Origin of the sequence: Cellulomonas hominis (assembly GCF_005239125.1) — a bacterium.
Lineage (GTDB): Bacteria > Actinomycetota > Actinomycetes > Actinomycetales > Cellulomonadaceae > Cellulomonas > Cellulomonas hominis_A.
The window spans coordinates 29,809-41,957 of the sequence record NZ_SZYE01000002.1 but is presented as its reverse complement, the minus strand read 5'-3'; the positions used below and the strand labels follow the sequence as shown (position 1 = coordinate 41,957).

At 73.4% G+C, this 12,149-nt stretch carries 14 protein-coding genes; 8 read left to right on the top strand and 6 right to left on the bottom strand.

The features are described 5' to 3' along the window. Positions 1 to 34 precede the first annotated feature (34 nt). Positions 35 to 472 carry a winged helix-turn-helix transcriptional regulator gene (locus FA014_RS00680; RefSeq protein WP_154727791.1) on the top strand — a complete coding sequence of 146 codons (438 nt, stop codon included), beginning with the start codon at positions 35 to 37 and terminating at the stop codon, positions 470 to 472. A 160-nt stretch (positions 473 to 632) separates the two neighbouring features. On the opposite strand, the gene FA014_RS00675 is transcribed toward FA014_RS00680, so the two are convergent. Beyond that, positions 633 to 1,460 (bottom strand): helix-turn-helix domain-containing protein, encoded by an 828-nt coding sequence (locus FA014_RS00675; RefSeq protein WP_230322761.1) that lies wholly within the window; start codon positions 1,458 to 1,460, stop codon positions 633 to 635. A gap of 133 nt (positions 1,461 to 1,593) precedes the next feature. On the opposite strand from FA014_RS00675, the gene FA014_RS00670 reads away from it, so the two are divergent. After that, positions 1,594 to 2,334 carry an SDR family oxidoreductase gene (locus FA014_RS00670; protein ID WP_154727789.1) on the top strand — a complete coding sequence of 247 codons (741 nt, stop codon included), beginning with the start codon at positions 1,594 to 1,596 and terminating at the stop codon, positions 2,332 to 2,334. Between the two features lie 207 nt (positions 2,335 to 2,541). Here the strand turns inward: FA014_RS00670 and FA014_RS00665 are convergent, their stop codons facing one another. Beyond that, on the bottom strand, positions 2,542 to 2,796 hold the full coding sequence (locus FA014_RS00665) for a hypothetical protein (protein ID WP_154727788.1): 255 nt from the start codon (positions 2,794 to 2,796) through the stop codon (positions 2,542 to 2,544). A gap of 286 nt (positions 2,797 to 3,082) precedes the next feature. Then, entirely contained in the window at positions 3,083 to 3,943 is an 861-nt protein-coding gene (locus FA014_RS00660; protein WP_154727787.1) for a helix-turn-helix transcriptional regulator, read from the bottom strand. Positions 3,944 to 4,090: 147 nt separating this feature from the next. Between FA014_RS00660 and FA014_RS00655 the strand changes: the two genes are divergently transcribed. Continuing rightward, complete coding sequence (locus tag FA014_RS00655) at positions 4,091 to 4,945, top strand: SDR family oxidoreductase (protein ID WP_154727786.1); 855 nt, start codon at positions 4,091 to 4,093, stop codon at positions 4,943 to 4,945. 314 nt (positions 4,946 to 5,259) lie between these two features. Here the strand turns inward: FA014_RS00655 and FA014_RS00650 are convergent, their stop codons facing one another. Continuing rightward, positions 5,260 to 6,078 (bottom strand): SDR family oxidoreductase, encoded by an 819-nt coding sequence (locus FA014_RS00650; protein WP_154727838.1) that lies wholly within the window; start codon positions 6,076 to 6,078, stop codon positions 5,260 to 5,262. Between the two features lie 137 nt (positions 6,079 to 6,215). Between FA014_RS00650 and FA014_RS00645 the strand changes: the two genes are divergently transcribed. Beyond that, a complete protein-coding gene (locus FA014_RS00645) occupies positions 6,216 to 6,800 on the top strand; it encodes a TetR/AcrR family transcriptional regulator (protein ID WP_195969097.1) in 585 nt (194 codons plus the stop codon). A 179-nt stretch (positions 6,801 to 6,979) separates the two neighbouring features. Here FA014_RS00645 and FA014_RS00640 read toward each other — a convergent pair whose 3' ends face one another. Together FA014_RS00640 and FA014_RS00635 are read right to left on the bottom strand one after the other, a co-directional pair. Next, complete coding sequence (locus tag FA014_RS00640; RefSeq protein ID WP_230322760.1) at positions 6,980 to 8,002, bottom strand: alcohol dehydrogenase catalytic domain-containing protein; 1,023 nt, start codon at positions 8,000 to 8,002, stop codon at positions 6,980 to 6,982. Then, positions 7,999 to 8,622 carry a TetR/AcrR family transcriptional regulator gene (locus FA014_RS00635; RefSeq protein ID WP_195969096.1) on the bottom strand — a complete coding sequence of 208 codons (624 nt, stop codon included), beginning with the start codon at positions 8,620 to 8,622 and terminating at the stop codon, positions 7,999 to 8,001. The genes FA014_RS00640 and FA014_RS00635 overlap by 4 nt, the downstream gene beginning before the upstream one ends. 71 nt (positions 8,623 to 8,693) lie before the next feature. Here FA014_RS00635 and FA014_RS00630 point away from each other — a divergent pair, with 71 nt between their 5' ends. The 4 genes from FA014_RS00630 to FA014_RS00615 are packed head-to-tail and all read left to right on the top strand — an operon-like array spanning position 8,694 to position 12,086. Continuing rightward, a complete protein-coding gene (locus FA014_RS00630; protein ID WP_154727783.1) occupies positions 8,694 to 9,080 on the top strand; it encodes an MmcQ/YjbR family DNA-binding protein in 387 nt (128 codons plus the stop codon). Then, the gene (locus FA014_RS00625) at positions 9,077 to 9,319 is read left to right on the top strand and encodes an MmcQ/YjbR family DNA-binding protein (RefSeq protein ID WP_154727782.1); all 243 of its coding nucleotides are present in this window, start codon (positions 9,077 to 9,079) and stop codon (positions 9,317 to 9,319) included. The genes FA014_RS00630 and FA014_RS00625 overlap by 4 nt, the downstream gene beginning before the upstream one ends. Next, a complete protein-coding gene (locus tag FA014_RS00620) occupies positions 9,316 to 10,665 on the top strand; it encodes a replication-associated recombination protein A (RefSeq protein ID WP_154727781.1) in 1,350 nt (449 codons plus the stop codon). The genes FA014_RS00625 and FA014_RS00620 overlap by 4 nt, the downstream gene beginning before the upstream one ends. Next, positions 10,662 to 12,086 carry a carboxylesterase family protein gene (locus FA014_RS00615; RefSeq protein WP_154727780.1) on the top strand — a complete coding sequence of 475 codons (1,425 nt, stop codon included), beginning with the start codon at positions 10,662 to 10,664 and terminating at the stop codon, positions 12,084 to 12,086. Before FA014_RS00620 ends, FA014_RS00615 begins: the two co-directional genes overlap by 4 nt. The last annotated feature ends 63 nt before the right edge of the window (positions 12,087 to 12,149 follow it).

Sequence of the window (12,149 nt, the reverse complement as noted above, 5' to 3'; positions counted from 1 at the left end):
CAAAGTGCGTTACTCACCGAACAGCGGAGGCTCGATGACCACGACGGCAGCGCAGGCGCGGGCTCAGGCCAAGGTGCAGTACAACGCGTTCCTCGCGGGATGCCCGAGCCGGCAGCTGCTGGACCGGATCTCCGACAAGTGGGTCACCCTCGTGCTGTGCGGGCTCGCCGGGGACAGTGCTGGGGGGCCGGACGCGCCGGCGGGCGGGCCGGTGTCGATGCGCTACTCCGAGCTCTCCCGCCTCCTCGCGGGGGTGAGCCAGAAGATGCTGACCCAGACGCTCCGCGGCCTGGAAGCCGACGGGCTCGTCACGCGGACGGTGACTCCCACCGTTCCGGTGACGGTCGCCTACGAGCTGACCGACCTGGGGCTGTCCCTGCATCGAACGGTGAGGCCCCTCCGGATCTGGGCACAGGCGCACATGGACGAGGTCGCGGCTCGGCGTGCTGCGACCACCACCACGGAACGCTGACCACGCGAGGGCGAGCCCGACCTCTCAGTACGCCCGACCTTGATACGCAGAGACGCCAGTAGGGCACCGACACGTCGGCGGGGTCGACGGTGGGATCGGCTACCGGATGTGCCGCGACGGCCGACCACGAACTCCGCGCCCGACCACGTCCCCGGTCCGCTCAGCCTCGCGCGGGCGCGCCGAGCGCCCCGAGCAGGCGCAGCCGGTCGGCGCTCGGGCTGCCCTCGTCCGCGTAGTACACGACGAGCACCACCCCGTCGACCGGCAGCTTGTCCCGGTGGAGCGTCAGCTCGCCGACGACGGGGTGGTGCACCACCGTGGTCCCGCCCGCGAGGCGGCGCACGTCCTGCCGCGCCCACAGCGTCCGGAACCGGGCGCTCGCCAGCGAGAGCTCGCCCACCAGCTCCACCGTGCGCGGGTCGTCGGCGCCGTCCCCGGCGCTCTGCCGGAAGGCCGCGACGAAGCCGGCGACCGCGCCCTCCCAGTCGTCGTGGAACGCCCGCTCCTCGGGGTCGAGCAGCAGGGACCGCAGCCGGTTCTCGCCCACCCGCAGCCGCGGCGAGAACGCCTGGGCGAGCGAGTTGGCCGCGAGCACGTCGAACGTCCGGCCCTCGATGAACGCGGGCACGTCCAGCGCCGCGAGCAGGTGGTGCAGGCGCCCCGGGACCCGCTCGCCGGTCGGGCGCCGCGCCCGCCCGCGGGGTCGTGGCGCGGCCAGGTCCTGCAGATACGCCGACTCCACCTCGTCGAGCCGGAGCACCCGGGCCAGTGCGTCCAGCACCTGGACCGACGGGTTCCGGTCCCGCCCCTGCTCGAGGCGCAGGTAGTAGTCGGCGCTGATGCCGGCCAGCAGCGCCACCTCCTCGCGCCGCAGGCCCGCCACGCGGCGGTTCGCGCCGCCAGGAATGCCGGCCTGCTCGGGGGTGACGAGCGCGCGCCGGGCGCGCAGGTACGCGCCCAGCCGGTTCGTCCCGTCGTCTCCGCTCACCGGGCCACGGTAGGCGGGCGACGGCCCCGGAGGGGTGGTCCTGCCACTCCCAGGACCGACGGGGCGGACCCACCGGCTGCGGGGCACCGGCAGCCTGGCAGCACCACAACCCGTACAGGAAGAAGGACCTCCCATGGACCTCACCCACCGCACCGCCCTCGTCGTCGGCGGCACGTCAGGGATCGGGCTCGGCCTCGCGCGGCGGCTCGCCGCGGCCGGCAGCACCGTCGTCGTCGGCGGCCGCAGCACCGGACGGGTCGACGACCTGGAGACCGTGCAGGTCGACGTCACCGACGCCGCTTCCGTGCTCCGCGCCCGTGACGCCGTGCTGGCCGCGCACCCGGACCTCGACCTCGTCGTCGCGATGGCCGGCGTGATGCTGGTCGAGGACCTGCGCGACCCCGCGCACTACCCGGCCGCCGAGACGACGGTGGCGACCAACCTGCTCGGGACGATCCGGGTCGTCGACGCCTTCACGCCGCACCTGGTGGGCCGCGGCGGCGGCGCTATCGTCACGGTGAGCTCGGGCATCGCGTTCCTGCCGTTCCCCTCGATGCCGACGTACGCGGGGTCCAAGGCCGGCGTGCACGCCTACACCGAGGCGCTGCGCGCGCAGCTCGCCGGCACCGGCGTCGAGGTCACCGAGCTCGTGCCGCCGGCCGTCGCGACGGCCGGCCAGGAGAAGGTCAACCCGGCGGCCCTGCCGCTCGACGCGTTCCTCGACGAGGCCCTCGGGCTGCTCGCCCAGGACCCCACGCCCGCCGAGATCCTCGTGCAGGGCGTGCTGCAGCACCGGTGGGCGGAGCGCGACGGCACGTACGCCGAGCTGGTCGCGCGGCGCTCGCAGGCGCTGGCGAGCCTCCCCGGCCGCTGAGGACGGGTGCGGCGGGGTCGGCCCCGGGCATGAGGCTGACGACGACCACGCGCGTCTCCCCCGACGACGTGCTGCAGCGCATGAGGTGCCAGCAGACCCCGGCATATCGTGCTGACCTGCGGTTTCGCCATGCTGCGCTGTCCGACCTCGCCGCGCTTCGGCGGACGCGAGCCAGCGTTCGGCATCGGCGGATCACGCGCGCCCGGGTCAGCGGTGCACGACGACGACGCGCACTCGCCACCCGATCACCGCGGCGACGGCCGCCACCAGAAGCAGCGCGAGCCCGCGGACCAGCGCCTCGTGCGCGTGCGCGACCATCGCGTTACCCGAGTCCACGTCGGACTGGGCGAACTGAGTGGCCACGTACCAGCGATTCCCCCACCGGAACCCGTCGGCGACGGTGAGCACGAGGGCCAGCACGGCGATGACCTGCGCCGCTGCCCGGAGTCGAACCCGTGCCACCTGCCCCTGCGCCACCGACACCACCCCCCGTCTTGCCGGGCCGGTGCCCGAGCTCTCGGCACGCTAACGGACGAGCGCCGCCGAGGTCCGGGGTTCGGTCGCCGAGTAGCTCGATCGTCCTCGCAGGAGACCGTCGTCCGGCGAGTACGCCCGATCCTGATCGGCAGCGGTGCCAGTACTGGCCTGCGTATCTCCTGACCTGCACCTCTACCGATCCGGCGCGCTCGACTCAGCTCGCTCGCGCGCAGGAGGCCGGGGGGACCGACCTGGTCCGGGAGCGGCGGTGTCAGGCGGACGGGTGCCCGGCCCGCTCCACCGTCCAGCTCGTCAACAGGTCGAGCGCCTGGCGCGACGGTGACCCGGGTTCGGCGGTGAACAGGAACAGCACCTGCTCCGGGTCGCCCGGGTTGGTCAGCGTCTCGTACTGCAGGGTGAGGTCACCGGCCACAGGATGCCGGAACCGCTTGTCGCCGAACGTGCGCTGGTGGACGCGGTGCTCCTCCCACCACCGGGCGAAGTCCGGGCTGGCGATGGTCAGGGCGCCGACGAGCGCCTGTGTCGCCGGGTCGTCGGGGTCGCGACCCGCTTCGAGGCGGAGGTTCTCCACGACGGTCCGGGCCTGCGCATCCCAGTCGACGAGGCGCTCGCGCGCTTCGGGATCGAGGAACATCCACCGCGCGTAGTTCCGGTCCCGAGCGGGCATCGCGTCGAAGTCGGCCAGCAGGGCGCGGGCGAGCCTGTTGGCCGCGAGCACGTCCGTACGTCGTCCCAGCAGCAGCGCCGGGACGCCGTCGAGAGCGTCGAGGAGCTGATGCAGCCCCCTGCGAGCGCTCTGCGCACGGACGGGCCGTCGGGACGGGCGCGGAGCCGCGCCGATCAGGTGGGTCAGGTGCGCGCGTCCTGCGTCGTCCAGGTCCAGGGCCGTCGCGATCGCCGCCACGACGCCTGCCGACGGGACGATCCGCCGTCCCTGCTCGAGCCTCGTGTAGTAGTCCGTCGACACGCGGGCGAGCGCAGCGACCTCCTCCCGCCGGAGGCCCGGCACGCGGCGCACCCGATCGTCCGGGGGGAGGCCCGCCCGGGACCGGTCGGCCTGGCCGCGCGCGCGGCGCAGGAAGTCGGCGAGTTCGCGGTTGACGTCGGCCACTGCTCGATCGTCTCGCACCACGTTGTCGTCGCGCCTGGCCCTGCGCGTCCTAGGCGCGCGCCTCCTGGGCCGCACACGGCCGATTGTGCGGCCCCACGGCCCCGCCGACCACCGGAGGCTGGAGGAACCGACGAGAGAGGAACTCCCATGACATCCCCCACCGACAGCGCCGCGACCTGGTTCATCACCGGGACCTCCCGGGGCCTCGGCCTCGCCCTGGTCCGCCATCTCCTCGGCCGGGGCGACCGCGTGGCAGCCACGACCCGCTCGACCGAGCGACTGCTCGCCGCGCTCGACGGCGTCCCGACCGGGGGCCTCCTGGCGCTCGAGGTCGACCTCACCGACCCGGACTCCGTGCGCACCGCGGTGTCGGAGGCGACCACGCGGTTCGGCGCCATCGACGTCGTGGTCAACAACGCGGGCTACGGCTACCTGGGCGCGGTCGAGGACACGAGCGACGCCGACGTGCGCCGCATGCTCGACGTCCAGGTCGCAGGCACCTGGAACGTCCTGCGCGAGGTGCTGCCGGGCATGCGCGCTGCCGGGTCCGGGCACGTGATCACCGTGTCCTCGATCCTGGGGCTCCTGGCCTTCCCGGGCTGGGGCCTGTACTGCGCCGCGAAGTTCGCCGTCGAGGGGCTCACGGAGTCGCTGGCCGGCGAGGTCGCGGACCACGGCATCCGCGTCACGATCGTCGAGCCCGGGTACTTCGACACGGACTTCCTCCGGGCGAGCTCGCTCGAGGTCGCCGCAGACACGGGCGACGCGTACCCGGCCATCGCCTCGATGATCGAGCAGCACCGCGCGATGCCGGGCACCCAGCCCGGTGACCCCGTCAGAGCAGCTCGTGCGATCGCGTTGATCGCGGCCCGTGCGGACGGGCCGCTGCGCCAGCAGCTCGGCTCGGACTCCTCGGCGATGGCCGCGGAGCGGGCCACGGCCCTGGCGTCCGACGTCGCAGCAGCCCGGGACCTGGCGCTGACGACCGACAAGGCGCGCTGAGGGACCGCGCCGGCCATCGTCCGCGGAGGTCGTCGACGTGACCGCGGTGGGCGGCTGACCCCAGGGAATTCGTCCACCCACCGTCCTCCAGCAGTCGCTCGCCACCCAGGTCGACGAGCTCACCGAGCAGCGGCGAGCCCCGGCGCCGGCCGATGCAGCTCTCGGGCACCGGCCGGCGCTGACCCGCTCCTCGGATCACCCCGTCCGACCACGGCGCTGTTGTCCGTGCGCCGAGGTGGCAGTAGCGAGCGCGATGGAGCTGCCGCGGGCCGGCAACCGCGCGTGCGGTCGCCGGCCCGAGGGGCTGGGTGGGGTCAGTGGCCGTCGGCCGCGACGGAGACGTCCTTCCACTGCTCCCAGGTGTCCAGGCGGGACTGGTACAGGCCCGGGATCATCTGCGTCGGCATGGCGCCGAAGAACACCCGCAGCGGCGGCTGCTCGGCGTCGACCACCTGGAGCAGTGCCGGCCCGGTCGCGGTGGGGTCGCCCGGGACGCTGGACCCGCGCCTGGACGCCATCGCCTCACGCAGCCCGTCGTAGGCGGGCAGCGGAGTCGCGTGCGTCGCGCTGCTGCCGGCCCAGTCGGTGGCGAAGCCGCCGGGCTCGACCAGGGTGACCTTGATGCCGAACCCGGCGACCTCCTGCGCCAGCGACTCGGTCAGCCCCTCCAGCGCCCACTTCGAGGCGTGGTACCCGCCGAGGTTCGGGAAGGCCGCGACACCGCCGATCGTGGAGATCTGCACGATGTGGCCGCTCCCCTGCTCCCGCAGCACCGGCAGGACCGCCTGGGTGACGTGCAGGACGCCGAACAGGTTGACCTCGAGCTGGTCACGCAGCTGCTCCGGCGTGATCTCCTCGACCGCGCCGAACAGCCCGTAGCCGGCGTTGTTCACGACGACGTCCAGGCGCCCGAACCGCTCGACCGCAGCGGCCACCGAGGCGAAGGCCGCGTCCCGGTCCGTCACGTCCAGCGCGAGCGGCAGGACCGCGTCGCCGTACTCCCCCGCCAGGTCGTCCAGCGATGCCGCGTCCCGGGCCGTCGCGACCACTCGGTCGCCGCGTCCCAGAGCGGCGACGGCGAACTCCCGGCCGAACCCGCGGCTCGTACCGGTGATGAACCAGACCTTCGACATGTGAGCCTCCTCCAGAGCGGTGCGTGTCACTTGGCGCACGCTATGGCACTCGGTGTCAGATGTGCAACCGGTGGTAGGTTCAGCGCATGGCCACGGAACCGACGACCTCGCCGCTGCGGGAGCGGACCCGCCGCGCGGTGCGCGCCGAGCTGATCGACGCGGCGCAGGACCTGTTCGTCGCCCAGGGGTACGAGGGCACGACCGTCGACCAGATCGCGGCGGCTGTGGGCATGTCGCGCCGCAGCTTCTTCCGCTACTTCGCCTCCAAGGACGACCTGGTCCTGGGCAAGTACGACGCGATGGCCGACCAGCTCGCCGAAGCCCTCCACGCCCGCCCGGCCGACGAGCCGCTGTGGGACTCGCTGCGTCGGGTCTTCGACGGTGTCGTCGACTACGCGACGGACCCCGCCACGGCGCAGCGCATGGCCGCGATGGAGCGGATCGTGCAGTCCAACGACGCGCTGCGCGCCTCCTACCTCCACCGCCTGGATGCGATCCAGGGCGCGCTGGTGGACGCTGCGCGCGAACGTGCGCAGGCCGCCGGCCATCCGTGGGAGCCCGCCGATCCGGCGCCGGCGGCGGCGGTCGGAGCGGCGTTCGCGTGCATGCGCACCGCGAACGACCTCGCGGCCGGCACCGGACGCGACCTGTCAGAACTGCTCGACGAGACGTTCGGCCAGCTCGCCGCCATCGTGTGCGCGCCGGCCGCGCCCCGGCCCTGACCTCGCCGGCCGAGCCCTCCGAGCGCGAGCAAGCGGTGACGCGCCCGCCGTCGAGCTCGACGGACCGGAGCGAGAACCGGAGCGTCTGGTGAGCCCGGCTGCGGCGACCGGCGTCAAGGCCCCGGCGTCGGCAGCGACCTAGTAGATCGACCGATCGCGAGGCGCAGAGGTGCCGGCGTTCAGTGATCGAGGACGACGACGTGCTTCCCCGTGGTGCTCCCGGACTCGAGCGCGGCGTGGGCGTCGGGGACCTGCTCGAGCCCGCGGTAGGTGCGCGCGACCGGCAACGTGAGGCGGCCTGCGGCGATCGCCTCGAGCTGGCGCTGGAGCACCTCGGGCGGCAGGTCGCGGGCGTCGCCCGCGTAGCTGGTGAGACGGACGCCCTTGGGAATGGCGAACGGGTCGAAGTCGGCGATCGTCCACGCTCCCCCGAGTGCGCCGGTGAAGCACGTGGTCCCGTGGACCCGGACGCAGGCCAGCGTGTCGGGAAGGGCGGTGCAGCCCACCAGCTCGAGCGCGGCGTCGACGCCGGACGGGGCGATGTCCCGCACGGTGCCGGCGATGTTCCCGTCGTCGGTGATCGGGTGGTCCACACCGACGGCACGGAGGGCGTCGAGCCGGGAGGCGTGCCTCGTGGTCGAGATGACCGTGGCGCCGAGCTCCTTGGCGAGGGTGGCGGCGGCCAGCCCGACCGTGGAGGTCCCGCCGCGGATGAGCAGGGTCTGCCCGGCCTGGAGGTCCAGGCCGGTGCTGAGCGACCCGTACGCGGTCTGGAGCGTCTCGGGCAGTGCCCCGAGCGCCTCCCAGGGCAGCGCGCTCTCGAACGGGATGACCTGGTCCGCGGGAACGGTGACGTACTCGGCGTAGGACCCGTCGAAGGAGCGGCCCATGCCGCCCATCATGGTCGCCACCTGCTGGCCGGGGCGCAGGTCGCTGTCCGGGTCGGCGTCGACGACCACCCCGACGCCCTCGATCCCCGGGATGCGGGGGTAGGTGACGTCGGCGTCGGACTCCCCCTTGCGCGTGGTGATCTCGGACTCGTTGACCCCGAACGCCCGCACGGCGATCAGCACCCAGCCCGGCTCACGCCCGGGGGTCGGCACGTCGCGGACCTCCAACGCCTCCAGGTGCCCGGGTCGGGTGACCACGACCGCGCGCATGGTCGGCGGGGCGGTGCGGTGGGTCGTGATCGTGTCGCTCATGTCGGTCCCCTCTGCGTGGTGCTCGCTCCGGCGCGTGGCGTCGTGCCGTCGGGATCGGTCCCGGTGTCGTCGGCGAGGTCGGTGACCAGCGCTCGGAAGGCGCGGCGGACCATCGTCTCGTCCAGAGGCGTGTCGTGGAACGAGCGGTAGGTCCACCACCCCCAGATGAGTGCGTCGACAGCGCGGGCCGCGGAGTCCGAGAAGTGTCGGCGCAGCACCTCCAGCGAGTCCTCCTGGAAGGTGCGGACGAGCTCGGCCACGCGTTGACTGCGCGCCGCGTACTGGTACATCTCCGTGTACAGGCGGATGTCGTGCCGGCTCGGGCTGGTCGTGCCGCCGGTGGCCGCCACCAGCGCCTCGATCGCCTCGAGCTCGTCCCGCGCGTCACGCAGCGGGCCGGCGTACCGCGGCTCCAAGCCCTCCCCCAGGGTCTCGAAGGCGCTGACGATCAGCGTCTCCAGGTCCGCGAAGTAGTAGGTCATCGACCCGAGCGGGACCTCGGCGCGCGCGGCGACCCGGCGGTAGGACGTCGCGTGCACGCCCTCGTCGCCGATCACGGCGAGCGTGGCCCGCAGGATGCGGTCCCGTCGCCGCGGGTCGTTCGGCCTGCCCTTGCGCACCGGGTCTCCTGTCAGTGGAAGTACGTACCATGGTACGTACTTGCGTGGAGGAGTCGAGCGAGGGAGGTCCCATGCAGGACCAGACGGTGCAGGACCGGGCGCGGGCGCGGGCCGAGGAGCTGCCCGGGAGCGACCTGGAGCATCCCTTCGGGCCGGAGTGGGACGTGTTCAAGGTCCGCGGCAAGGTGTTCATGCTGATGACCGACGTGACCGGCGAGCCGATCGTGATCCTGAAGTCCGAGCCGCACGACGCCACGGCGCTGCGCAGCGCGCACGAGGACATCACGCCGGGCTACCACATGAACAAGCAGCACTGGATCACGCTGCACCCGGGCGGCTCGCTGGAACCCTCCCTGGTCGAGGACCTGGTGACGGAGTCCTACCTGCTGGTCGTGGAGAACCTGCCGCGGGCGAAGCGGCCGGTCGACCCGGCCCTGTTCGGCCGGAGGGAGTCATGAGCCTGTCCGGCGCCCGGCTGCAGCAGGTCGCCCGCGGCGCCGCCGAGGTCGAGGTCGACCCGCACCACGGTGACGCTCTGCGGCGCGACCACGACTCGATCACCCGCGGGCGCTACCTCGACAAGGAGCACTGGATCTCGGTCGGCGCGGGCCCGGGCGTCACGCGCCGGCTGGTCGAGCAGCTCGTGCAGGAGTCCTACGACCTCGTCGCCGATCGAGCAGGGAAGACGTCCCCGTGACCCAGGACCCGCCGTCGCTGTTCGAGGTGGACGACGCCTCGCGCCCGCTCGCGGACCGACTGCGCCCCCGGGCCCTCACGGACGTCGTGGGCCAGGACCACCTGCTCGCCGACGACGCCCCGATCGGGCGGATGCTCGCCGCGCACCGGCTGGCCTCGATGGTGCTGTGGGGACCGCCCGGCTGCGGCAAGACGACGATCGCGCGGCTGCTGGCCGAGCGGACCGACCTGGTGTTCGAGCCGCTGTCCGCGACGTTCTCCGGGGTCGCGGACCTGCGCAAGGTGTTCGAGGCCGCGCAGCGGCGGCGCGAGGTCGGGCAGGGCACGCTGCTGTTCGTCGACGAGATCCACCGGTTCAACCGAGCCCAGCAGGACTCGTTCCTCCCCTACGTGGAGGACGGGACGATCGTGCTGGTCGGGGCGACGACCGAGAACCCCAGCTTCGAGCTGAACGCCGCCCTGCTGTCCCGCTGCCAGGTCCTGGTGCTCAGGCGGCTGGACGACGACGCGCTGACGACGCTGATCGCCCGCGCCGAGGAGCTGCTGGGCGCCCCCCTCCCCCTCGACGACGACGCCCGCCAGGCGCTGACCGCGATGGCGGACGGTGACGGGCGGTACCTGCTCAACATGATCGAGCAGGTGCAGTCGCTGCCCGGGCCGGTCGACGCCACGGGGCTGGCCCGGGCGGTGCAGAAGCGGGCGCCGCTGTACGACAAGTCCCAGGAGGGGCACTTCAACCTGATCTCCGCCCTGCACAAGTCCATGCGCGGGTCCGACCCGGACGCGGCGCTGTACTGGCTGGCGCGGATGCTCGACGGCGGGGAGGACCCGCTGTACATCGCGCGCCGGCTCGTGCGGTTCGCGAACGAGGACGTCGGCATGGCCGACCCGGCCGCGGTCCAGCAGACCCTCGCCGCCTGGGACGCCTACGAGCGGCTCGGCTCCCCCGAGGGCGACCTCGCGATCGCCCAGGCGGTGGTCTACCTCGCCACGGCTCCCAAGTCGATCGCCGTGTACCGCGGCGCGAGCCGGGCGCGGGCAGCAGCCGGGCGCACCGGCTCGCTCATGCCGCCGGCGCACATCCTCAACGCCCCGACCCGACTGATGAGGGACCTCGGCTACGGCGACGGCTACCAGTACGACCCCGACACCCCGGAGGGGTTCTCCGGCGCCGAGTACTTCCCCGTCGGCATGCGCCGCGAGACCTACTACACGCCCACCGGCCACGGCTACGAGCGCGCGATCACCGAGCGCCTGCGCCACTGGGCGCAGCTGCGCGCCGCGATCGGTGACACACCCGACCGGGCGCGAGACGAGCCACCCACCACCGAGAGGACCTCCTCATGACCGGCACCACGAACCACGCCGTGCGCTCCTGGCTGGGCATCCCGTACGCCGCGGCCGAGCGCTTCCGCCGCCCAGTCCTGCTGCCGTTCGACCCGGACCGGCCGTACGACCAGAAGGGCCCGGCACCTCTGCAGGCCGGCGACACCAGCTGGCTCGAGGCCGACAACGGCTTCAGCGAGGACTGCCTGAATCTCAACGTCTGGGCCCCCGAGGACACCGGCGACGAGCCGCTGCCCGTCGTCGTCTACGTCTTCGGCGGCGGCTGGATGCTCGGCGCGAACACCCAGACCACCTCGAACGCGTCCGGCCTCGCCGCGACCGGGCGGGCCATCGGGGTCTCGTTGAACTACCGGCTCGGCCCCTTCGGGTGGTTGTCCCTGTCCCAGTACGGCGGCGCGCTCGCCGAGGCCAGCAACCTCGGCCTGCAGGACATCATCGCGGCGCTGCGCTGGGTGCGGGAGAACATCGCCCGGTTCGGCGGCGACCCCGACAACGTCACCGTCACCGGCCACAGCGCCGGCGCCTTCAGCGCCCTGAGCCTGCTCGCCGCGCCGTCCGCCGACGGCCTGTACCACCGGCTCGCCGCTTTCTCCGGCATGCCGTCCCGCCAGGTGCCGGCGTGGGGAGCGGAGGAGCGTGCCCTCGCGGTCCTGACCGCCCTCGGTCTCCAGGACGATCCCGAGAAGCTGGTGGACGTCGACGCGCACGTGCTCGCCGCGACGATGGCCGCCACGCAGTCGTCGGACCCGGGCGCCGCGCACGGGGTCGACAACGACGTCATCGCCGTCGTCGACGACCGCGACCAGCCGAACGGCGTCCTCGTCGACCATCCCATGCGCGTCCTGGAGTCCGGCCGGCACCGCGACGTCGACATCCTCTTCAGCAGCACCACCCACGAGACCGACTGGTGGGTCCTGCACCGGACCGAGGACTTCGACCCCGGCAGCATCGACGGCCTGGTCGAGGAGTTCGCCCCCCGCAACCGCATCCCCCGCAGCCGCGCCCGCAGGATCATCGCCGCCTACGACACCGACGGACGAACACCCGTCCAGGTCCGCGGTGCGCTGCTCACCGACTTCTCCTTCACCCTCCCGCAGGCCCGCGGAGCGCTCGCGCACGCCGCGGCAGGGGGCAACGCGCACCTCCTCTCGATCGGCCCCGTCGAGGGAGCGCACGCCGTCCACGGCACCGAGATGTACGGCATCGTCGGCCAGACGCGACCAGGTGCCTCCGATGAGCAGATCGCCCGCGACGCGTTCGTGCGCGACGCCCTGCTGGCGTTCGCCGCCGGCGACCAGAGCACGCTGTGGGACCCCGTCACCGAGACCCCCAGCACGAAGGGCGTCGGCAGTCCGCCCGACGACCCGACCACCCACGCGATCGAGGTGCTGCGCGTCTTCGAGGGTGTCGACCGGCCGTGACGCAGCGTTCCGCACCGGGCGCGGCGGGCTCCGCGCACGACCGCGGGCCGGCCCTCGCGCGGC